The sequence below is a fragment of the Legionella fallonii LLAP-10 genome (assembly GCF_000953135.1).
GTDB lineage: Bacteria > Pseudomonadota > Gammaproteobacteria > Legionellales > Legionellaceae > Legionella > Legionella fallonii.
The window spans coordinates 99,180-123,100 of the sequence record NZ_LN614827.1 but is presented as its reverse complement, the minus strand read 5'-3'; the positions used below and the strand labels follow the sequence as shown (position 1 = coordinate 123,100).

Genomic DNA, 23,921 nt, shown 5'->3' with positions numbered 1-23,921 from the left:
GTTCTACCACTTATCCAGTTCAGTAGCAAGAAAGAGACCTGGGACAGGTGAATACTGGATAACTATTCTTTGACTGCAGGCAAGACAAATCCACGATCACCAAGAGCAGCTGTTAATTGGGCTAAAGGCTTATCTTCTGCTGCCCAAAACGTACTACCTTGTAAATTATTAGGAACTTTAACGCCAGGCCATTGACATACGGCTATAGCTCCTTCACAAGGCAATTGTTGTTCATGCCCTGGTCTTGATTCAATACAGTTCAAAACAAAAGGAGGTTTATCCACTACCAATGCCGACCAATTCCCGGCTTGCAACCGGCTAGTCCAACCAGCACTGGCGCTAGGATTAGTCACTGGGTGGGTAATCCACAAATCACCGCTAGTCAAATTATGAACAAATACTACTTTGCTATTTTTAGATTTCAGAGTTACCGCCTCACCCTTCACAGCAACTACTTGGCAACCAGCAGGTAATGTAGGCTGTGCCAACGCATAAGAAGATAGCAATAAACAACAAAAGGAAACTAAAACTCTCATTAGACTCTCCCAGTATTCTCTAACATTATTAGGCTTCTATACTGTATCAATTTATAAGCCCCATTCAAAACGCACCATGCTTTATTTTTTATCTTTTCTAATCGTTACTGAATACTATTACTTTTTACATAGGTACCGCAGTTTGCTCCTTCACCACAACGGACTCCTCCGTTAACCCTTTACTACTAAATAGACTCTGGCCACTTTGTGACGGCCGCGTCATTAAGGAAACGGGCGCTGGACAATGTCTAATTGTAGCTAATAAATTGATTAATTGTCGTCTCTTTTCTGTAAACTCTAAATAAGCAACACTTACTTTTGCACAAGAAGCAGGGACACTCACTTCCTCGCCAGAGCGAACTATCCTTGGTGGTGGCTCATTATCTTCACAAAAAGCCACTATTCCAGAGGAGTTATTTTTTGCATTAAAACCATAATGCCATAATCTTTTAAAGAATTTAATTAAGCCAAAATGAAAATAACCTAAACTCAAGCTTAAATCTGCTTCGATCCGCGCCTCATAAGCACCTTTAGTGAGCTTTGCTTTTACTCCCTGATCATCACACGTTTCTAGCAGTTCATTACATCCGGCGTGCACCAAAGCATATTTTTTATTTTGACCAAAGTACGTTAATAAATGCAATTCTGCTAAAGGGGACTCGTTTTCTAAAATTGCATTTTTCTTCGTATAATAATAGGCCATGCATTGCAATACAGTTTTATCTAAAAGACGAGGATTCTTCAGCGCCATTGCTTCTAAAACATCAAAAACCACTGCACTAACGTCCCGTTGTGGGAATTGTTTTAATAATCTCACAACAGGATAAAGGTAATCTGGCACATCCTGAAAGGCATTAATGTAATCACGCAATAAAAAAGCTAAGGGCTTTTTGGCGCCGGAGTAATTCAATAAATACGCACAGATAATGGGTAATTTCTTTTTCTGAATTTCGTTCCATGTTTGTTTGATCAAATGACGCCAATCGATTAAAACTCGATAACCACCTACTTCTTTTTGTAACGGACTCTGCTCATCTGACCAAGATTTGATACGCTCTATGGTGTCCGCAAATTGTTCCTTAACGCCTTCTGGGATCCAAAACTTATCAACCAACTGCTCTAAAAATGGTCTAGTAAATGATAAACGGGCTATGCCTGGATTAAATTGTTTCTCGCGATAAAACGACGATATTTGTCCCGCATAAGCGGATCTAAAAATTAATTCGCCCAATACCTTATAGCCAATAATGCCGTCACAATCTAATGTGCTTTTCTTCTCTAAATGTTGACTAATAAAACAAGCCAATTCATTTAGTTCATCACTTTGCCATGATGATGTTGCAATATAATGAGCCCCTCTTACCTCAAATAATTGTTCGTAATTATTATTTAAACTATGCAAAACTAATTTATAAAGTGAACTATTTTCCCACTGAGACAGTTTATTTAATGTGCGCAACGCTACGACTAGCTGCTTTTGGCCAAAGTGCTGAATTACTCGCTCGATTTCAGTGCTTTTTATTTGTTGTACTGCTAGGTGAGCTCTGTCATTGAGCAATTCCTGCAATAACACTTGGGCTGTAGCCTCAGAACTAACCAGTGCATTGACAACATCATCTAGCTGTTTAGCCTTCATTTCATTAGCCAGCAAATCTAGGGCATCAGCAAGTAAGTGTTCTTTTTTCTGCTTTTTAGCGCAACGAGCAAAATAAGCTAACCCGTCAGCAAACCAGGGTTTATTATGAAAATTAGCCATATAATAGGCTAAGCATTGAACTAATCCCTGTTTATCCAAAAATTGTTGCGCCTCTTCCTTGAACTCTCCCTGAAATAATCGCTCACGCTGTTCATCATGATTTAAAATATTGTGGAATAATAAGATAGCATTATCTTTATGCCTTAAGAATGCCAGCAAAGAAAATACAGCCTTATCATTATGGTGAGTAACGACGGAGTTGAATATAACAGACGAGAGATTTTGCTCGCAGTCTCTAATTGCCGCTGAAATCTGCTCTTCTAGCCACAAATGTTTTGCACTTCCTTTACCCACAGAATCTGCTTCATAAAGCACGTCGAGCGACTCTTCATATAATGTGTGCCGAACCAACAATGACAAACCATCAGGAGATAATGCTAATTCTGTTTGAGGAACTCGTGCTAGTAGTTGAGCACTGACATTTTTTTGTAACAGATCGGCACTACGCATATGCCCTGTCTCAGTTAAATAACCCAAAAGTGTACCCTGTTTATCATAAACAGGTTCATTGGCCTTAACCGCATCAGTATCAATTAGTAAAACAACCTCCGCCTCAATAAAAGTCAAGGCCTCGTTGAATTCATTAAGAAAACCTAATTCTTCCCCGGCTAAATCATGGAGTTTAACCTCTTTTTTTCGTTGTAAGGATATAAAAGAGGTTGTATACGCTGGTAGATATTGCTGTAACCAAGACAGTAATACGCTCTGATGGCTGAGCAAATATCCCATATCACGCATCCATGGGCTATAAGCGTAATTTATAGCACGGAATAATAAATCAGGGCGCAAGCGAGGAATAGTCTGATTATAATAACTATACAGTGTTTCTAAGGCTTTTTCTGCCATGACCAAATTTTGCGATTTTCCTTCGTCACAAGCCCGATCAAGTCTTATCAGCAAAGCATGTATTACACTATCTCGAATAAAAGAATGTAAATGACTCCTTTTATTCAACCAGTACTCTTTTGCTTCTGGATGGTGGGCCTCATGATGAGAGACTCGTCCCAAATTCTTCTGTATTTCCCCCTCATAAGGCAGCTCATCTTTAAATGAAGCAATTAACAGACTGTACTCTCGCCGAGTCAAAGTAACGGACAATAGATGGTACCTATCACATAATTGCTGTATCTCTCTGGCAGTGCATGCTGCAACAAAACGAGGAGATGTCAGAAGTTGCTCTATCCATAAACCATGAGCTACATGCTCTGCCGTATTAGACCGCGTAGGAAACTCTACTGATACAGCAGAATCCTGTACTTCTTTCGCTAATGCCAATAAATAAGGATCATCTCCCAGTAAATAAGTATCTGCTCGTGCCAAGCGAGTTTTAATCAACGCTAAACGATGTTTATCGGCTACTAACGATTCAGAACACAATAAAAGCAATAAAAACTTACACTCTTGTTGTAGCAATTCATCGCTACTAGCACAGCCTCTTAAACATAAATCAATAATAAAAAGTAAGCGCTCTTGATCTAGGCGTGCCATGAGTTCGCGTTGACCAGCTGTATCCATCCGCATCATCAAATCATGCAGTAACGATAAGAACGATTGACTTACCGGCGAGTACGGTTTTGTTTGTAATTCGTCAGAATAAAAATAAATAACAGCGCGAAGAGTTTCTAAATGAATAGCAAATGGATATTGAGCAAGAAATGTTCTTATTTCCTGCCGCTTGCTAAATTCATTATTCTCAGGTTTTAAGATAAGTATTAATAACTTAAGGGAGATGACATTGCTTGCTTGGCAAACCAATGCCTCAAGAAACTCCAAAAGCCAACCACTTAAATCAGGCTGGCGTAAAAATTGAATTAAGCGATGACGATTAATCAGCTCCAGCTCACTACTGTTGTGCGCTAGAAAGGTCTCAACCAAGCTCGTTAAGTCACTCCCGCGAGCAAAACGCATCAACGCCCTTAAAGAGGCCTCATCGGCCTGATTAAGTATTTGTAGTAAATCAGAACAGCCTTGTTGGTAGAGAGCCATAATAATTGGCCAGGCAGCCTTATAATCAGCCAGTTGCTCGCTTAACTCTCTGTTCATCAGAGGATCAACGGAAGAAGGCTCTTCGGGAATTAATTCGGTAGATGCTAAAAAGTGACGAGCAAACTCCTGACGTAATGATGCAGGAGCATAAGTATTAAAAATAAATAAAGGTAATGAAAAAAATAATTGCTGCGCCGGCAACAAAGGAAAAATCGGCTCTTCATGAGCCCCGGAAACTTCTTGTCGCTCAGCAAAAAGCTCGTCTAAAGTATGCGCATCTTCGCGAAAATGACTTAACAGCCATTCGCTTAATGGTTCATTTTTTAGCTGTTGTATTTGTTCTTTTATAAGAGCAGCTAACTGCTTCATTACGACACATCCTTAACCTGGCCGCTATGAAAACCTCAAAGCCCTCAAGGACCCAACTATTTTTTCTAAGATTATTTAAAATTAATATACCGCGAATTAATCTGTTTGAACATCTGGCATGGATTTCTTTTTACAATCATCTCGCTTATTCATTGAAAATTGCCATGAATCAACTAGAATTTGGCATTATTGTCTAAATGAGGATATTAAAACATGCAGATCTGGGTCGATGCCGATGCTTGCCCCAAGATGATCAAAGAGATTTTATTTCGGGCAGCAACACGAACTCAGACTCATCTTATCCTAGTCGCTAATTCCTTTCTCACATACCCCAATTCCCCTTTTATTCGCTCTGTACGCGTTGAAAAGGGATTTGATAGTGCAGATCACTACATTGTCGCCCATTTAATAGCACATGATTTAGTCATTACTGCAGATATTCCACTGGCAGCAGAAGTAATAGGCAAGCAAGGAGTCGCGATTAATCCTCGCGGGGAACTGTATACTGAAAATAATATCAAACAACGTTTACAATTCCGGGATATGAATGAGCAGTTACGCTCTATAGGAGAGCGAACTGGCGGTCCAGCCGCATTAAGCATTAAAGAAAAAACCGCCTTTGCTAATGCCTTAGATCGATGCCTAGCCAAAAAGAGATAATCTACTTTACTGTCTCTTAGCCTATTGATTTGACAAAAAGCAGCATCCTTCCTAGAGTTTAAATACTTGCTAAAAGGATTAATAGTATGAAAACTCTAGTGTTTATCATCCTGCTTGTCTCTAATATCGTAGCCTCTAGTGCTCCTGTTAGTATAGGGGTTTTAAAATTTGCCCCCCCTTTTTCTTCTTTAGCCGGTGATGGCAATCATTATTATGGTTTTACCATCGATTTGATGGATAATCTATGCAAACGTATTAACGAACAATGCATTTATAAATCAGCCGATATAAAGCAGCAATATGAACAATTAGAGCGGGGTGACTTTGATTTATCTTTTTTACCTGTTCCTATTTCCTCAAAAATACCAGAACAATTCATCTATAGTCTTCCCTATTTAGCCAGTAACGGCCACTTCCTCGCATTGGAAGACAGTAATATAAAAACGGTCAATGACATTAAGAATTACAAAATCGGGGTAGTTCACGATACCTTATACCCCATTATAGCCAACTCAGGTTTTGCTCAGCTCAATACCATCAAGGGATATGCCACAATTAATGAGGTTCTCTCTGCGTTACAAAATCGGGAAGTGGATGTCATTTATGTTAATGCCAGTGTGGCTAAGTATATTGTTAATAATGCCATTTTTCATTTTAAGATAGTAGGAAATAGAATTACTATGGGGCAAGGTTATGGTATATTGGCGCTCAAGAAAAATGCCGAACTTATCAGAAAAATAAATAATGCATTACTCGATATGGAAGCAGATGGTACTTATGTGAAAATCTATAAACAATATTTTAGTAAATAGTCTATTTATCTATAACTATTCCATTCGCTGATTCTATCCGTGTTTACAACGGATGCTGTTGTGCAAAAAGTGACAATACAATAGACCTCGTTCCAATTCTATTGTGTTGGGAAGGAGGTCTAATAACTATTTTGATTACGGAATAATTCAATGCCTTATTTATATGCTGTAAGCTACGTCTTGATCGCTAAAAAAATAGGCTTACTTCATTCAACCGTTTCACACAAACAATTAATACCATAGAATTAGAAGAATCGGTGACAGAAATCTATTCTAATCACAATTTAAATCCTTCTTTTTTTTTACTCACTGAAAGCGGTAAACTTTATGCTTTTGGCACCAATAATGAAGGACAATTAGGAATAGGGAAGAAAACATGGTCTGAAGGAAAGCTTCAATTAGTACATGGTGAATCCATAGGTAAAATCATACAGGTGAAATCAGGTAGGCTTCATAGTGTTCTCTTGAATGAAGATGGTGAAGTGTATGTTACCGGCAGTAACAAAATTTCCCAGTTAGGTCGAGAAGGAGACGGTACGTCTACGTTTGAAAAAGTGAACTTAGAGCCGTTTGGTCGAGTGATATCTTTAGAGTGTGGTCCTTTTTTTACTGTAGCAATGACTGCAAAAGGGCAATTAATTGCATGGGGCTATAATATTTATGGGGCATTGGGATTAGATAGCGGATATTATCGGTCTACGCCATCTCCTATAGATTTGCCCCAAGTCTCCGGTTCAATTTTAGATGTTGTTGCCTCCGATCATGCAACTTATGTCATTACACCAACACAGGTTTATGGTACTTGTTTCCATAAATTAGGTTCGAGTTCCCCCAATAGTGAGACAGCAGGACTGCACCCCATACCCCAGTTGATGAGCCAGAAGATTATTAAGCTTATCAGTGGGGAAAATTTCTGCATTGTTCAAAACAAGCAAGGCCAGTTATTTGGCTGGGATAAACCTACTGTCGAAGAGGTAGAAGATATAAAACGTATAGATGAACCAACTCAATTGCCTATGCAAGCCAGAATAATAAAATGTGCAAGAAACGAAATTCTCGTGCTAACCCCAGATTATCAACTTAAACTCTATGAAGTAGATAGAATAGGAACGATGAAAGAGCGCAGCCTATCCAATAGGCAAGTGAAATTACTCTTGGAACAAACTGTTATTGAAGATTATATGTCGAGAGAGCCATTGTTAGGTCCTTGTTTATATAGCTCACGCAACAACAAGCAACTCATCGATTTATTCTTTACTCCCTCAGCAGAACAATACCTGCCAACGTCTAAAAATGCTTCCGATTTGATGCCTGGATATGACGCTTAATCACCGTCGCATACGGACCCCTCGCTAAAATCTGCTCCTTGGCTCAATCTATAATTACCAACCCCGCTCTTAGCTAAGGAGCTATCGTTGTCGCTAGATGGAGCACGCTCCCCTTTCACAGTTTATTGCAGAAAGGATGTATTTATTGTTATAAATCAAAAACCACCTCATCAGCCACTCCATCCGTATTTGCAACGGATGATTCTGTGCCTACATGAACACACAATAATCAAAATGCAAACAAGGAGGCCTATATGGCTTATTTATACAGCAGCAGCTGCATTATGATCGCTGAAAAAAATAAAATCACCTCATTCAATCGTATGACGGAAGAAATTGATACGTTAGAATTAGATGAGCCTGTGAGAGAGATTCATTCAGATCACCAGGAAACTCCTTCATTTTTTCTACTCACTGAAAGCGGTAAACTTTATGCTTTCGGCTGTAATTATGACGGGGAATTAGGGATAGGAAAAAAGGAGCCCTTTGTAACAACACCTCAATTAATCGATGGTGAATCCATAGGTAAAATCATACAAGTGAAATCAGGTAGAGTGCATAGCGTTCTCTTGAATGAACAAGGGGATGTATATGTTGCTGGTAGTAATATGCTTTCCCAATTAGGACGAGCAGGAGATGATACACCTACCTTTGAAAAACTGAATTTAACGAAATTTGGTCGAGTAAAACTCTTGGCGTGTGGTTCTTTTTTTACTATGGCAGTGACTGAGCAAGATCTATTAATTGCATGGGGCCATAGTGGATATGACGTATTCGGATTGGACTCTGTCTATGATCTTGCTACGCCATCTCCTCTGAATTTGCCCCAAGATGCTGATTCAATTTTAGATGTTGTTGCCTCCGATCATGCAACTTATGTCATTACACCAACTCAGGTTTATGGTACGTATGTTGGTGAATTAGGTTCGAATGCCCCTAATACTGGAACAGCGGGATTGCACTCCATACCCCAATTGATGAATCAAAATATTACTAGAATTATGCAAGGGGAAAACTTCTGCATTGCTCAAAATAACCAAGGTCGGTTATTTGGCTGGGATAAACTTAGCCAAACTGTTGAAGAGATGGAGGATATAAAACAATTGCCTCTGCAGTCCAGGGTAATAAAATGTGCAGGAAATGAAATGATGGTACTAACCCAAGATTATCAACTTAAATTCTATGAAGTAGATAGAATAGGAACGATAAACGAGCTTAGTCTACCCAATAATCAAATGAAATTACTCTTGGAACAAGCTGTTATAGACGACTATAGAAAGTCATGCGCACCATTATTAAGAACTCAGTTATATCACTCATTTAAGACAAAGCAATTCGTTGATTTGCTCTTTACGCCATCAACAAAGCGAGAAGAAACAACACCATGTGACACAACCTTGACTCCTTAACCGCGCGGTGCGGCCATTAAGTTAAGGGATTCGAAATCTCTTAACTTAATGGCCGTGACTAGCCACCCAAGTAATGATAAAAAACTATCATTTATTGCTCTAGCATAGATTCATAGACAAACTTTAAGGTAAACTAGGCGACTTGTTGTTTTGCAGGATAAGTCATGCCTTCTATAATAAATCCCTTAACTATTACTACACTACACAGCCAATGTATCATCCAATGGAAAACCGCTGGCATTAAATACCAATATCAAGAATTTCTCCAATTAGTAGAAGAAAACCATGCGTTTAATTTCCAATTGTGGCATGCAGAAGATAGGGCGCGCCGTGAAGATATGGGATATGAATTTGTCTATCATGCTAAGCGTGAAATCGACTCTTGCAATCAACAAAGAAATAATCGTATGGAAGCGATGGATGCATGGCTGTTCAATAGATTAAACCCAGCATCTCCTGAATGCTGTCCGGTGAATTCTGAATCACCAGGGATGATAATAGATCGACTCTCCATTTTATCACTTAAAGCCTACCATATGGCATTACAAACCGAACGTCAGGATGTCACTGAAGAACATAGAAAAACGTGTACCTCCAAATTACACGTTATTCATCAACAGTTAGAGCAATTGACTCTTTGTTTAGAGCAATTCCTTAATGAAATTGAGAATAAAAACCGAACATTTAGAATCTATCATCAGTTTAAAATGTATAATGATCCTAGCCTAAACCCAGAATTGTATTGTCAGAAATAACACGTGATGACAAATCGACATCGCTTGCGGAATGGTGAAGAGGGCGTTTTTTTATAGTATTGTTTTTTGTTTCAAAAAAACCAACTAAGGAACGATTAGAAAATGTATTTGAAGTAGATCGGGAATCAGTCGCTGTTTTCTCCGCAGAAATTGATTCCCCTTCTGCTCTGGTTTGGAATTCAGCCTTATCCGTATCCTCAAGATTAACAGGAGCAGGTTTAGCGTCCTTTTCTAATGGGTTTGGACTAACCGCTAAAGTATTTGCGCCACTTAATGTATCTTTTTCGGCATTAAGATTAGAAGTATCCGCTTTTTTTAATTCCTCTTTTGTAGCACTAGGTTCCTGTCCTGGCGCTGCTCGTCCCAATCCTCGCGCTAGCGCTCTAAAGGCTAAGACACCACCAAAAAAGAGCGCGCTAAATAGGGACAACACATACATTAACGGGGTATCATGATAGTGCCCGGCCTCATCAGCTTCTTGCAAACAATTTCCAGCAAAATCGACAAATTTTTGCCCCTTACCAAAACCAGAAAATAATGATCGCAATACCTCACACCATTCTTGAATGAAGAATTGAGGAGAAGAATCTACTGCCAAACCATCATTTAATGATTCATGAAAAGAGTCTTTTTCCAGAAGCTCATCTACATCGAGACTCAAGCTCATCTTGTTTTTTAAATCAACTAATTGATTGTAAGGACGAGCCTCATTGATGTTTTCTTTTTCTAAATGACAATAATTCATTACTAGAGAATGAATTACAAAATAACCGATAAGCAGTATGCCTAGAATAGCAGTTGCCATTAATAAGGCAGGGGGAAATGCGACACCGCATAAGGCTAATAAGGTGCTGAATAAAAATAAACCACTAGCCAGTGCCCCATAAGCATATAAACCATTTTTTAAACCCAATAGGGCGGCAGACAAATAAGTTCGATTAGATTGTTGACTTAATATTTCTCGGTTAGCATCAAATTGCCCCAGTAAGTTGAATATTTTGGCTTTTAAAAGCTTGATTTCATATACATCATCAAGATTCTTATTTTCTTGCTCTTGCAGGGAAAGTAATTTGGCATAAGTCGTTTCAATTTGCTTGGCAAGAATTTCTAACTTGCATTTAGTTTGCGTAACAAACAATCGGACTTGGAAATCATATTCCTCATAGATGCGAGTAACAATACAAGCTACAGTATAAAAAACACTCATTGCAGCAAGAACAGACAGCATAGGAGAAGAAAGTACCGCCAGGCCTATCACCCCAACATAAAGGTATAAACCATCAATAAATCCTCCGATACCTACAGATAAATAAGAAAGAATACGAGTTGTATCGGTTTGGTACTTAATTTGCCCAAGGTAGTATTTACTTTCCTCTTCCGTCATTGTAAATAATTTCTTTATTTCACTCCTTAATTCTGCATTGGCCGTCATCATGACTTTACGTTCTTCGATCATGCTACGCAGCCAATACCTATTAGCTGCGGCTAAAATCCCTAATACGAATCCAACGGGAGCAATAAGGAAATTAACATCGGCTATGCCCAATAAGTGGAGAGCAACTACCGCGCTACGCCATCCCTTATAAGCGTTTTTCAGACCTTTAATTATGTCACGAAAATAGGGCCAGGCATCGGCTATACGCTTCTTATAATTATCTTCCTTTTCACCATCAAATTTTACCGCTAAAACAGAGAAGCCAACTAGAAATAAGGTTTCTGCGGCGGCGGCAATCATACCGCCGGGCGTCATCATGAAGTCATGCATCGTATCGCTGTTGCTATTGGGGATAAATACGTCAAAGAAATACTTGAACATACTGTAAGAAGAACTGAGAGAATCTAAAACAGCATAAGCGTAATAAACGGAGCGATCTTTATCGAGGTGTTGGGCGACAATACGACATTGCGCGTCTATACGGCCAGCGATTGCTAGAATGAAGACTAATTCTGTCTGCGTTAAAGCTTGATTATCATCACTCTTAAGAGACATGCGGGCACAGATGACTATCAGATAAGATTGGTCGACATTGTATATATATTTGCCCTTGATGTCAATTAAACTTTCAGCCTGAGCCAAAAAAATACAATAAACCTCGCGGATCTACAATTTTAACACACTCGATTCAAAAAAATAGAACGATCCCTTAAAATTTATTTGACTAAAACCTCTCTCAGACTGTGACTTGAGGAGTAAACCTGATACGATACTGCACCAAAATATATAACTCAGGCAAGAGGATTAAATGAGATCAATAATTGCTCTCTTTCTTTTTACATCATTGTTCACTGGATCTCTTATGGCAAAAAACGAAGCTCAGATCTATGGTTATGTTGAAAAAGCTACTTTAGTTGATAAAGACCTTACTTTATCAGCAAAGCTGGATACAGGAGCCAAGTCTGCGTCGTTAAATGCAACGAATATCACTGAAATTAATGTCAAAGGCGTCCCTTATTTGCGCTTTACGGTCCCAACTAAAACTGGGGATTATGTTTTTGAATGCGAATACATTGGCAAAGTTAAAATTAAAGTCCGAGCAGGAGAACATAATGTGGGTACGCAAAAACCAGCCCCATTAAGACGCCCTGTTGTTTTGCTTAATGTTAAATTAGGTGACAAAGTTAGAGCGATTCAGGTTAATTTAACGAATAGAAAGCGATTTATTTATCCTCTACTTTTAGGCCGTGATGCTATTATTGATTTTAATGGAGCAGTAAACCCTGCCCTTACTTTTACCGTAAAATCAGTGGGTCCTAGTAAACAATGAAAAACAATAAACGCCATGTTTATGGTCTGATTCTCACACTATTTTTTGTGGGTTCAAGCATTTTCTTATACAGACATTTCGCTTTAGATGTCCCGTTAACAGATACGGAAACGATCAATAGCTGGATGGTTGAAGCCAATTTGCGTTTTGTTGCTGATAGCAGTACGCCTATTAAAGCGAGTTTTACTATCCCCTACTTACCACCACACTTCGCTATTCTCGATGAATATTTTGTATCGCGAAGTTATGGAGTCACTACAAATTTAAATGGGTATAATAGAGAAACAGTTTGGTCTATAAGACGAAGCCATGGGCCGCAATCGCTCTATTATAGAGCTATTTTCCGTCAGTCAGACAGCGATGAATCGTCCCTACCTAAGCCATCAGGTGTTAAGCTGCAAAATCTTGATGAAAGTCAGAAATCGGCAGTAGAAACAATTACCAACCAAGTAAGGCAATCTTCAGCAGACATTCAAACTTTTGCTCAAAGTACGGTGAAAGAGTTGAATAAAAAAGATGGCAATGCCAAATTATTAGTAGGCAATAAGTTCGATGATGAAGGAATTATCAACGCCACCATTTTAATTCTTAATCAAGCAAAAATTTTTGCTACACCAGTTAAGGGCATCTACCTCAATCAACAAAGTAAAGCTGATTTAAAATCATTCTTGGCCGTTTTTAATGGTAAAAACTGGATCTACATCAATCCTCGTACTGGTGGTGCCGGCTTGCCTAAAGAATTTCTAATATGGCAATACGGTAATGAGTCTTTGTTTGATGTAACTGGCGGTAGTAAGTCGCAATTCTATTTAACAGTGTCTCCTACACCTATTAATGCATTAAGTGTTGCGAAATCCAGAGGACTACAATCTGACTCGCAACTGTTGCGCTTCTCTTTGCTACAGCTACCAGTTAACGTTCAAGCCACCTATAAGATTCTACTCACAGTACCCATTGGGGCATTTATCATTTTGATATTGCGCAATTTCATAGGAATTAAAACGTTCGGCACCTTTATGCCGGTGCTTATTGCCTTAGCATTTAGAGAAACTCATGTCATTTGGGGTATCACTCTATTTGTCATTATTGTATCTTTTGGCTTATTGGCTCGTTTTTATCTGGATCAGTTACGCTTGCTCCTCGTGCCAAGGCTAGCAGCAATTCTAACGGTAGTGATAGTCTTAATGATCTTTATCAGTGTCTTGTGCCAAAACCTCGGATTGGAAGCGGGTATGTCTGTTGCCTTGTTCCCCATGGTTATCTTAACAATGACTATCGAGCGAATGTGTATAACCTGGGATGAGCGCGGTGCCTCAGAAGCCATTAAATCGGGGGTTGGTAGTCTTTTTGCCGCGGTAATCTCATATTGGGCGATGAGTTATGAACCGCTACAATACCTCATTTTTGCCTTCCCAGAACTTCTTTTAGTGCTTTTAGCATTAATCTTATGGTTTGGCCAATATAGAGGCTATCGCTTACTTGAGTTGAAGCGATTTAAAGCATTGGCGAGAAATATAGAATGATTAATCTTTTTCGTCGTCTAAAAAGTCATGGGGTTTTGAGTATTAATCAACGGAACACTGATTTCGTACTCCGTTACAATCCAAGGAAATTATTTCCTTTAGTTGATGACAAACTAAAAACAAAAAAACTGGCATTAAAAGCCGGGATTGCTGTGCCACCTTTATATGACATTATAGAAACAGAACAACAAATAAAAAACATAGAAGAGCACCTTGCTCCTTATGATGATTTTGTAGTTAAACCAGCTCGTGGTTCAGGGGGCGATGGTATTTTAGTTTTTAAAGATAAGGTATATGGTCGTTATCGCCAAATCAATGGCAAACTGACCACCGCCAATGAATTAAGCTATCACTTGTCCTGCTTATTATCTGGAGCTTATAGCCTCGGAGGCTCATCAGATTATGCCATTATTGAAAAAAGAGTCGTTGTGGATCCGGTATTCGCTGAAGTAAGTTATGAAGGAATTCCAGATATCCGCATCATTTCCTTATTAGGCTATCCCGCCATGGCCATGGTCAGACTACCTACCCGCTTATCCGGAGGCAAAGCAAACCTGCATCAAGGAGCAATAGGCGTTGGTGTTGATATGGCCACAGGAAAGACCTTAGGCGGGGTATTTCATAACGACACTATTGATTACCACCCAGATACATTAAATCCCATAGTGGGTATAGAAGTACCCTATTGGAATACTATCCTAGAAATTGCATCCAGTTGTTACGAATTAACCGGTTTGGGTTACCTTGGTGTCGATATTGTCCTTGATAAAGATCATGGGCCTTTAATGCTTGAACTTAATGCTCGCCCTGGTTTGAACATCCAAATCGCTAATAGAGAAGGGGGTTTAAAAAGATATAGAATTATAGAAGCCCATTTTAAAGATCATCCTAATGAATCAACCGCAGAGAAAGTAGCGTTCAGCCGTCACGCTTTTGCTCGTTGATAACATGAAAAAGGCTATACCAATGGCTCGTCCACTCGATTTTATCGCCAAAATACTTAAAGAAAATGGTAGAAACATGACTTTTGAGTGCTCTGTGAGCCGTTAGATGTACAGTCAGGACAGCATGTGAAACTATTTAGGGATGATAATGAAATTTTTTACGCAATTGGCTTAAAAACCCCCAATACAACTAATATGCTCAATTCCTTCTGGTGGATTTTGAATAGACAAGTGTTAGCCTCCCACTATTGGTAATGCTAGAGGTCTAATTACGAATGTTTTAAAAATTGACCTAGTTGCTTTAGTTGAAAAAATAAATCCTGTTTGGGATGATTGATGCAAAGTAATTGCCCTTAATTTGAGCCAATTTCAAACTAATTGCAAGGGCGTAAAAACTCACCTTTTTCACTAACAGAACCTACGCAATTACCGTCATCCACCTGAAGCATGTTGAATAAATAAACGTTTAAGTGGGGTAAGATTATTGCAAATGCTTAAGCCCAAACCACGTATGGCAGTAATTGGAGTAAAGGAATAACCAAATAAGCGCTTAAACCCCTCCATCAGCAAAATAATCCGCCATACCTCATTCTTGCGTTCCCGTTGATAGGCACCCAGGGCTTTCTTGGATACTAGTGCATCATTCGACCTATCCAGGCAGTTAAGCCAACTACGTACATCTGCTAGCCCCACATTCAACCCTAAACCAGCTAAGGGGTGAATAGTATGCGCAGCATCGCCAAGTAATAACCAGCGCTCACCAGTGTAGTTCTTTACATGCCTCATCTGCAATGGAAATTGATGACGCGCGCTCACCAGGCTGACTTGACCTAAGCGATTAGCAAAAGCTTCTGTCAGCTGGGCATTAAATTCTTCGTGCTCAAGAGCCATAAGACATTGAGCCTTTTTAGGATCAGTGGACCAAACAATAGAACAATGGTTGGGATTCGATAAAGGCAAAAAGGCTAAAGGACCTTCCGGATTAAACACTTGATATGCTGTACGCTGATGTTCCTTTTCTGTTGCTACTGTGGCTACGAGCGCGTTCTGATTATATGGCCAAGTTATTAGTTCAACATTTAACTTTTTTCGTATGGGCGAGTTGGCACCATCAGCAATCATTAAAAGTTGACCTTGCCACATTCGCTCGTGACTGCTCAGCTTAATCCCATCTTCCAGGACAGCTACGTCATCAACAAGGCGATGAGGAAATAAACTAATAGTAGGCTCGTCAAATATCTGTTGGAGCAGCGCTTGTTTTAATACCGACTCTTCTATAATGCTACCTAAATTAGGGGCTGCAATAGCTCGCGAATCAAAATCGATATGAGCCCCATTAACCCCATCCCAAACATACATTTTCTCATAGGGGGAAACACGAGCAGCATCTAAATGCGACCACACTCCAAGCTCTAGCAATAAATTTTGTGATGCCTTATTAATTGCATAAACACGTTGGTTAGCTATGGAACTATCTATTTTTAAAGAGCCATTATCAATTAACGCAACAGCATAATCACGCTGTGCCATAGCAAGGGCTGCGGTTAAACCAACAATACCCCCCCCAACTATCAGGACATCAAAATGTTGACTCATTTTATCTCCATTGTACTTAAGCCTTTAAGGTTCATCGCCATTCTTAATTAAGAGCCCGATTACTTCTTTGAAGTTAAAGCAATATCACATACTAAATCGGGAATAATACCGCCAAACCCTTGTGTATAACGAGCCAGGCAATTTTTTAACATCGGAAGAGAGTCAAATGTAACCAACCCAATAGTACGAGCTATCCCCATACCCGGTAGAGTGCTTGTAAAAATTTCAATTAAACCATCAGTTAATTGAGTAATGACTTGTTGATCCTGTCGCCTTAACTGAGAATAATGCTGCAACATCTCCTTATTTAGGCCATATTCACCAATACACTGCGCCAAAGTTGCCGCATCTCTAAGACCCAGATTAAATCCCTGCCCCGCCACTGGATGCAAGGTATGGGCAGCATTGCCCAAAAAAACGACTGGCCATTTTGTTTGTTGAGGCATAAGCACTTGTTTTAAAGGATAGCAATGTCGTTTCCCAACTTTAGCCAATCGTCCTAAGCGATAGCCAAAAGCATATTGTAGTTCTTTTAGAAACACCGTATCAGATACTGCGAGTAATTGTTCCGCTTTTTTGGGGGGCATAGCCCAAACCAAAGACATGCGATTATCCGTCATGGGTAACAGTGCCAAAGGGCCATGAGCAGTAAAGCGTTCATAGGCTCTATGTTCATGGGATTTAACTAAACCAACATTAGCCACTATAGCATGTTGATTGTAGCATTTTATTTTTGCGGGCAACCGGCATAAGCGACGAATGGCAGATTCAGCGCCATCTGCAGCAACGATTAATTGCGCGGCGATACGTAGGTCACCAGCGCTGGTGGTCACCGTTACTGTTTTAGCAGCCAAATCCAGTGCGGTTACTGTTGCAGGAGCTATCAGCTGCTTCGCCGTCAATAACTGTTGCAAAGCCAAATTGATGTGTTGCATTTCAACCACATAACCTAAAGGCTCCTGTTCGCCGCCTTGTAAACGTGATGTACCAAAGCGATGCTGCTCAGAAACATGAATCAGGTTAATTGCCGTTGCATATTGATTAAGAATCGCCCACATTCCCAACTGATTTAAAATGCGCTGGCTTGCTGGCGACAAGGCCAAGGAGCGCGCATCAAAATCAGGATTCACTTTGTCAGTAAACGGTTTTGCTTCAACTAATAGAGTGCTAAACCCTAAGCCCTGCAAAGCAAGCATTAGGGTTGCGCCAGTTAAACCACCACCAATAATTAATATATCAACTTGTTGTTCAGCCACGCATTAACGCCTCAATATCATCAACATGTACAGGTAAAGCCGATGTTAAGACTTCATTTGCCGTTTGAGTCACTAAAACATCATCTTCAATCCGTACACCAATACCCCACCAACGCTTATCCACATCTTCCATACCAGAACTGATATATAACCCAGGTTCTACCGTTAATACCATACCGGGCTGTAAAAGACGCCACTCGCCATCTATCCTATAACTGCCGGCATCATGCACATCCAAACCTAGCCAATGCCCCGAATTATGCATGTAAAATGGCCTGTACGCCTCTTTTGCAATAAGGTCAGCGACAGCTCCTTTTAAAATACCTAATTCGCACAAACCTTCCGTTAAGATTTGAATCATAATTTGTTGCACGCTATTCCACGGAAGTCCAGGTTTAATCGCCGCAATTCCTGCTCTTTGTGCTTTAAGAACCAACTCATAAATAGATTTTTGTTCTGGGCTAAATGTGCCATTAACCGGGAAAGTCCTGGTGATATCTGCAGCATAATTACCAAACTCCCCCCCTGCATCAATAAGAACTAAGTCACCTCGACGCAAAGGTTGGTTATTCTCAGTATAATGAAGAATACAGGCATTTTCCCCACTGCCCACGATGGGATCGTAAGCGACGCTCCGACAGCCTTGGCGGCTAAACTCATAAACCAACTCCGCTTCGAGTTGATGCTCATACTCCATATTCTGACACAGTTGCATGGCACGTTTATGGGCTTCAACAGAGATACGAGCGGCCTGGCGCAGTAAGTCTATTTCTGCCTCACTTTTAAATAGACGCATTTCACCTAAAATAGGCTCCAAATCACTTAAAGACTCAGGAGCTTTAACTCCTCTTCGCACTTGGGCTTTTAACACATTTAAACTATCAATAATCTGTTTTTCTAATTGATTACTGCACCCCAAAGCATAATAGATTGTTGATTTTCCAGCGAATAACTTGGGCAACTCTTCAGCAATAGCCGCCAAAGGAAAAGCGTGATCCATTTGTAATTCTTTTATTGCACCCTCTTGTCCCAAACGTTTACCGGTCCATTGTTCTTCAGTTGGATTCCGTGGACGATTAAACAAAATGCTTTGCACTTCGTTACCATTAATGAGGACCAATAAAGCATCAGGCTCGTTAAAACCAGTTAAATAATAAAAGTTACTATCCTGACGAAAACGATAATGTGAATCGCCATTACGTAACCGTTCACGTCCAGCAGGGATAAGTGCCACACTATTTGCAGGCAATTGTTCCGCCAATTTTTGCCGTCTTGTTTGAAATTCTTTTTGCGTAATCATGTCAACATCCTTTTAGATCAATGGGTCGTTTCAGAACCGCCGAGTTTTCTTTCATTCATTACTAAGTCACTATGCAAGCGAATTACAGCCATGCGGGCGTACTCACTGACTTCCATTAATGCTCGCTCATCTTCCTCATCTACATCCAAAGAATCGCAATCTAATTCAGCAAACTCTGTAAGGTGTTGCAATGCATCTTGCGCCTCTTCCTCATAGAATTGCTCAATCCCTATACCTAGTAAAGATAAACCCTGAGTAAATCCCTTGCACCATTCACTAAATGCCCGCGCTCTATCAATTAAGGGTAGTTCATCCTCAGGCACTAACAGTTCAAATTCAAAATCAAAATTAGCAATTTGCTGTTGGCTAATAGAAAACACCGCAAACATCGCTAAAGTCGCAGTACGACTTAATTGATCTTTTTTATTGCCAGATAAAGCGCGCAAATAGGCCTCTCCCTGACTACCTGCCCCTGCACAAAGATAACCACACATTATCCCATGCAATTCGCTGGCTGAAATATCTAGGGCTAAAGTGGCTATAGATTCATTAAATTCATCATAATCAGGTAGGTGTAAGCGGTGATCTTCTACGGACATAATTAACTCATATATAAAAATAAATTATAATAACCGATTTATAGCCAGTGTTCACCTAATGACGTCAACTTAAGCTCGTGTAACGTGGATTAGACGACATCGTAATCAAGGATTGAAGCTACATTCTCGTATTACGCTGCTAATACGGGCTACGGATAAAAAAGAATCTATCACTATTTGCTGACATCCGGCAAAATTGTTACTATCTTTGCAATGCACCGAGCTAATGCAAAGGATAATAATGACTAACCTAAAATCCTGTAAAGTTAAAATATTAAATAAAACCTATGAACTTAAGTGTCCTGAAGGCGAGGAAGCTAACTTGTTTCAGGCAGCACAAAAGCTTAGTGACCAAATGCAAAGTACTAAAAGTAAGTTCAAAAAGCTTGATGACTATAAAGTACTTTTACTCGCGGCGTTGGATATCAGTCATGAATTAATAATCTGTAAAAATGCTCAAGAGCATCAACGTTTTCAAGTCACTCAGTTTATCACCTCTTTAGAAAGCAAAATAAATAAGACGGTAGGCGGTAGCGAAGGGGACACTATTCCACAAACGGATTAATTAACGAATTTAAACTTTATTAGAGCTCCTGCATAACCAGTGGATGTTGCTTGAGGGGGCGAGGCATAAGTGTTTCGATGAGCGGAGTTTACATCCGAGTAAATGAGCGCCAGAAAAACACTTATAACGCTGCAATCAGGCAAAAGTCGCGATGATGCAAAAGGTCTATTCTTTCAAAAGGAATTATTAATGAGACGCCAATGGTATCTTGGTTTTGCTGTAATGCTAGCCGTATTGCTAGCCCTATTTATAATGCTTCATGATGTGAAATGGTTTGGTTTTTTTCTCATCCCTATTATCGTCTTATGGATTTATGACGTCTTACAAAGAAAGCATACTCTTTTACGTAATTTCCCTGTTATAGGGCATCTACGCTTCTTCCTTGAGTTTATTCGCCCGGAAATTCAACAATATTTTATTGCTACTGACGAAAGCGAGCTTCCCTTCAACAGAGAAATTCGTTCGTTGATATATCAACGAGCCAAAAACGAACGCGATACTATTCCTTTTGGTACAGAGCGCGACATTCTAAGTATTGGTTATACTTGGGCGTTACATTCTTTAGCCCCTAAACATGCATCCGAAGTAGATCGTAGAATTATCGTGGGGGGGCCTGATTGTACAAAACCTTACTCCGCTTCTCGTTTAAATATTTCCGCTATGAGTTTTGGTTCTTTATCAGGCAAAGCCATTATGGCACTAAATAAAGGCGCGCAGATTGGTGGCTTTGCGCATAATACGGGGGAGGGAGGGTTAAGTCCTTATCATTTACAAGGCGGAGACATTATTTTCCAAATTGGTACCGCCTATTTTGGTTGCCGCGATAGTGAAGGTAATTTTAGTGAGCATGAATTTCAAATTGAGTCGGCTCGTGAAGAAGTAAAAATGATAGAAATTAAGCTTTCACAAGGAGCGAAGCCTTCGCACGGAGGTATTTTGCCCGCGGCTAAATTAACCGAAGAAATAGCACGAGTGAGAAAAGTACCCATGGGTAAAGATGTATTGTCCCCCATAGCTCATAGCACTTTTGATACTCCTGTAGGCTTATTGTATTTTGTAAAAAGGTTACGTGAGCTTTCCGGAGGCAAACCTGTAGGCTTTAAATTATGTCTTGGTCGTAGAGACGAATTCCTTGCTATTTGTAAGGCCATGCTGAAGACCAATATTTTACCTGACTTTATCACCGTAGATGGAGCTGAAGGTGGTACCGGCGCAGCTCCTGAAGAGTATACCAATTTTATTGGTACCCCTTTGGAAGCCGGATTAGTGTTCGTTCATAATGCACTAGTTGGTATTAATGTACGCGATAAAATACGCGTGATTTGCAGCGGCAAAATCACTAATGGTTTTGATATACTCAGAAATATTGCCCTCGGTGCTGATATGTGTAATGCCGCCAGAGCGATGATGATGGCAACAGGCTGTGTTCAATCGAAACAGTGTAATGCCAATACCTGCCCCACCGGGATCGCGACACAAAATAAGCGTTTGCAATATGGCTTAGTTGTTGACGAGAAAAAAGTCCGAGTCGCTAATTTTCATAAGAACACAATAAAGAGTTTTTATGAAATGGTCGGTGCCCTGGGATTGAGTAATCCTAGCGATTTAAGGCCATATCATATCATGAGACGTGTAGCCATTGGTGAAGTAAAAACCTTAGACAAAATCTATACTTACTGTACTCCCGGCCAATTTTTAGAAAATAATATCCCTGAGAAATATAAAATCTACTGGGAATTAGCTGATGCAGATAAATTTTAGCGCCAGGGGTCGTAAATCGTTAAGTTTGGTTCATAGCCATCAGACCACTGCCATTAAGTTTAAGTTAAGAAACAACGTCATCCCTCTCGATGCTCGGGATGACGGTTAAAGTGCTTAACTTAATGGTAATGAGCGTCCTGTCCCGCTCTAAATAATCCACTAAAGCTCCTCAGCAATGCCTAATTAAGCGGCTTTTTTTCTACTCAATAAAACCTTAAATTGTGCTGCATCAACAGGGCGAGAAAAATAAGCCCCCTGTCCATAGCAACAACCCAACTCGCTCAAGTGTTTTAAGGTCTCTTCGTCAGTAATCCCCTCTGCTATGATAGCTAATCCTAAGGTTTCTGCTATTTTAGTAATAGCTTTGACAATTTTGGCCTTCTTGACGTCGCCCATCATGTTAAGAATAAATGATTTTTCAATCTTGACCTCATCAATAGGAAAGTTGAGAAGATAGACAAAAGAAGAATATCCACTACAAAAATCGTCTATAGATAATTTAATCCCAATAGCAGACAATTGCTCCAGTACCTCTTTAGTGATCGTCTGCTCTGTCATACAGGCCTTTTCCGTAAACTCCAGTTTTAAATATTCAGGGGATATTTCATAATCATCTAACAATTTGCTTATAAAAATGGGAAGCTCTCTATTAGAAAGATCTTGTGTTGATAAATTCACCGCGGCATAAATTTTAAAGCCCTCATCATGCCAGTTAGTTAATTGTTTTATCACGCTTTTTAGCATCACTGTGGTTAAATTATGAATTAGCGTGGTGCTTGCAATTAAGGGAATGAATTTTTCTGCATTCAATAAACCAAATTGTGGATGCTCAAAACGTACAAAAGACTCTGCACCAATAATAGTCCTTGTTGCTAAATTCACTATGGGCTGAAAATAAACGTTTACTTCATTATTTTCTATAGCGTGCTTCAACGCACTCATAATCATATGATTCTGCGTAAAGTCTTCCTTCATCTCTGTTTGATACACCATATAGGGTAGCCCTTGTTGTCGTGCATGATGCAGAGCTATATTGGCTTGGCTTATCAATATATCGACCTCCTCCCCTTGCGTGGGGTACATAGCAAGCCCTGAGGTGGTGGCTATATTCACATCCATACCATCGATTATCACTTGAGTAGTTGTTGACCGATGTAAGGCCGACAATAGCTCATTGGCATTAAAATCAGGCTTTAATCGAGGAATCAATAAAGCAAACTCTTCTCCATGAAAACGGGCCGCACTACATAAGCCCATGCAGGATTCTAAGAGATAGGGTTCCATTAATATCAATTTCAGCTTATCTGCAAATTGCTTTAACACATTATTTGCGTTAGAAGTACCAAAGTTATAACTGATATTCTTGAACTCATTAATTTCTATAATAATAACCGCTAACTGCCCTTTTGTTCCCAATTGCTCCATTGCCGTAGTGACTAATTCGCTAAACATTCGGCTATTAGATAAGGTCGTTACATTGTCGTGATTACTCTCGTATTTGAGCTCTGACTCCAAATTACCACTTATTTTTAAAAACTGCTCTTTGGTATCTGTTAAAATGGATTGCGCCTTATTGACAACTCCTGCACAAAAAGCTTGCCCCCAATAAACAAACATTAAAGGAGTTAAATCTAAAATCCAAATGGCTGGATTTGACATTTGAGCAGCAACAAAACCATCTAAGTCAACACGCCCGGTTAATTGATAAGAAACAATGAAACTAGCGATCATAATGCTACCAACCGCAATAGCTAATCCCAGAAAGGTATATCTGTGCACATGTTGCTTTAAAATGATAGTACTAGGTATGATTTTATTTTTTATGCCCATTAAGCTATACCGATTCCATTACTGTATTAGCCATGAAGTTAAATTGATTAACTTCCCTTCTTCTATATGATTGCGCACAAAAAGCAAATAAAATGCGGCAGTTAACTTGAGTATAGTCTATGAATATAAGATTGTATGATTTTTGCAAAAGTAGACAATTAGAGTTAATCA

The 23,921-nt window shown here is 39.6% G+C and carries 18 protein-coding genes; 10 read left to right on the top strand and 8 right to left on the bottom strand.

Annotated features, from left to right (window positions below; translation table 11 throughout):
• Window positions 1-62: 62 nt before the first annotated feature.
• Window positions 63-536, bottom strand: coding sequence for a hypothetical protein (locus LFA_RS00495; protein WP_045094452.1), 474 nt, complete (start codon window positions 534-536; stop codon window positions 63-65).
• Between the two features lie 124 nt (window positions 537-660).
• Window positions 661-4,647, bottom strand: coding sequence for a hypothetical protein (locus LFA_RS00490; protein ID WP_052673793.1), 3,987 nt, complete (start codon window positions 4,645-4,647; stop codon window positions 661-663).
• Window positions 4,648-4,860: 213 nt separating this feature from the next.
• On the opposite strand from LFA_RS00490, the gene LFA_RS00485 reads away from it, so the two are divergent.
• The 5 genes from LFA_RS00485 (at window position 4,861) to LFA_RS00465 (ending at window position 9,611) form a co-directional block, all read left to right on the top strand.
• Entirely contained in the window at window positions 4,861-5,307 is a 447-nt protein-coding gene (locus LFA_RS00485; protein ID WP_045094451.1) for a YaiI/YqxD family protein, read from the top strand.
• A gap of 86 nt (window positions 5,308-5,393) precedes the next feature.
• Complete coding sequence (locus LFA_RS00480) at window positions 5,394-6,119, top strand: transporter substrate-binding domain-containing protein (RefSeq protein WP_045094450.1); 726 nt, start codon at window positions 5,394-5,396, stop codon at window positions 6,117-6,119.
• Between the two features lie 257 nt (window positions 6,120-6,376).
• Complete coding sequence (locus tag LFA_RS00475; protein WP_045094449.1) at window positions 6,377-7,447, top strand: RCC1 domain-containing protein; 1,071 nt, start codon at window positions 6,377-6,379, stop codon at window positions 7,445-7,447.
• Between the two features lie 254 nt (window positions 7,448-7,701).
• Window positions 7,702-8,856 (top strand): RCC1 domain-containing protein, encoded by a 1,155-nt coding sequence (locus LFA_RS00470; protein ID WP_045094448.1) that lies wholly within the window; start codon window positions 7,702-7,704, stop codon window positions 8,854-8,856.
• 164 nt (window positions 8,857-9,020) lie between these two features.
• Window positions 9,021-9,611 (top strand): DUF4254 domain-containing protein, encoded by a 591-nt coding sequence (locus LFA_RS00465; RefSeq protein WP_045094447.1) that lies wholly within the window; start codon window positions 9,021-9,023, stop codon window positions 9,609-9,611.
• Here LFA_RS00465 and LFA_RS00460 read toward each other — a convergent pair.
• Window positions 9,577-11,601 (bottom strand): hypothetical protein, encoded by a 2,025-nt coding sequence (locus LFA_RS00460; RefSeq protein ID WP_045094446.1) that lies wholly within the window; start codon window positions 11,599-11,601, stop codon window positions 9,577-9,579. The genes LFA_RS00465 and LFA_RS00460 overlap by 35 nt on opposite strands.
• Before the next feature lie 307 nt (window positions 11,602-11,908).
• Here LFA_RS00460 and LFA_RS00455 point away from each other — a divergent pair, with 307 nt between their 5' ends.
• The 3 genes from LFA_RS00455 to LFA_RS00445 are packed head-to-tail and all read left to right on the top strand — an operon-like array spanning window position 11,909 to window position 14,843.
• Entirely contained in the window at window positions 11,909-12,376 is a 468-nt protein-coding gene (locus tag LFA_RS00455; protein ID WP_231865881.1) for an ATP-dependent zinc protease family protein, read from the top strand.
• Window positions 12,373-13,899 (top strand): inactive transglutaminase family protein, encoded by a 1,527-nt coding sequence (locus LFA_RS00450; RefSeq protein WP_045094444.1) that lies wholly within the window; start codon window positions 12,373-12,375, stop codon window positions 13,897-13,899. The genes LFA_RS00455 and LFA_RS00450 overlap by 4 nt, the downstream gene beginning before the upstream one ends.
• Entirely contained in the window at window positions 13,896-14,843 is a 948-nt protein-coding gene (locus tag LFA_RS00445) for an alpha-L-glutamate ligase-like protein (protein ID WP_045094443.1), read from the top strand. Before LFA_RS00450 ends, LFA_RS00445 begins: the two co-directional genes overlap by 4 nt.
• Window positions 14,844-15,275: 432 nt before the next feature.
• On the opposite strand, the gene LFA_RS00440 is transcribed toward LFA_RS00445, so the two are convergent.
• From LFA_RS00440 to LFA_RS00425, 4 genes are read right to left on the bottom strand one after another with little or no spacing between them, the layout of a single operon-like run.
• On the bottom strand, window positions 15,276-16,439 hold the full coding sequence (locus LFA_RS00440) for an FAD-dependent oxidoreductase (protein WP_045094442.1): 1,164 nt from the start codon (window positions 16,437-16,439) through the stop codon (window positions 15,276-15,278).
• A gap of 59 nt (window positions 16,440-16,498) precedes the next feature.
• On the bottom strand, window positions 16,499-17,695 hold the full coding sequence (ubiH, locus tag LFA_RS00435) for a 2-octaprenyl-6-methoxyphenyl hydroxylase (RefSeq protein ID WP_084602070.1): 1,197 nt from the start codon (window positions 17,693-17,695) through the stop codon (window positions 16,499-16,501).
• A complete protein-coding gene (pepP, locus tag LFA_RS00430; RefSeq protein ID WP_045094441.1) occupies window positions 17,688-18,995 on the bottom strand; it encodes a Xaa-Pro aminopeptidase in 1,308 nt (435 codons plus the stop codon). Before pepP ends, ubiH begins: the two co-directional genes overlap by 8 nt.
• Window positions 18,996-19,012: 17 nt before the next feature.
• Window positions 19,013-19,594 (bottom strand): UPF0149 family protein, encoded by a 582-nt coding sequence (locus LFA_RS00425; protein ID WP_045094440.1) that lies wholly within the window; start codon window positions 19,592-19,594, stop codon window positions 19,013-19,015.
• A gap of 241 nt (window positions 19,595-19,835) precedes the next feature.
• Between LFA_RS00425 and LFA_RS00420 the strand changes: the two genes are divergently transcribed.
• Window positions 19,836-20,159, top strand: coding sequence for a cell division protein ZapA (locus tag LFA_RS00420; RefSeq protein WP_045094439.1), 324 nt, complete (start codon window positions 19,836-19,838; stop codon window positions 20,157-20,159).
• Window positions 20,160-20,348: 189 nt separating this feature from the next.
• Complete coding sequence (locus LFA_RS00415) at window positions 20,349-21,920, top strand: FMN-binding glutamate synthase family protein (RefSeq protein ID WP_045097308.1); 1,572 nt, start codon at window positions 20,349-20,351, stop codon at window positions 21,918-21,920.
• Window positions 21,921-22,103: 183 nt separating this feature from the next.
• Here LFA_RS00415 and LFA_RS00410 read toward each other — a convergent pair whose 3' ends face one another.
• Entirely contained in the window at window positions 22,104-23,750 is a 1,647-nt protein-coding gene (locus tag LFA_RS00410) for a putative bifunctional diguanylate cyclase/phosphodiesterase (protein ID WP_045094438.1), read from the bottom strand.
• Window positions 23,751-23,921 lie beyond the last annotated feature (171 nt).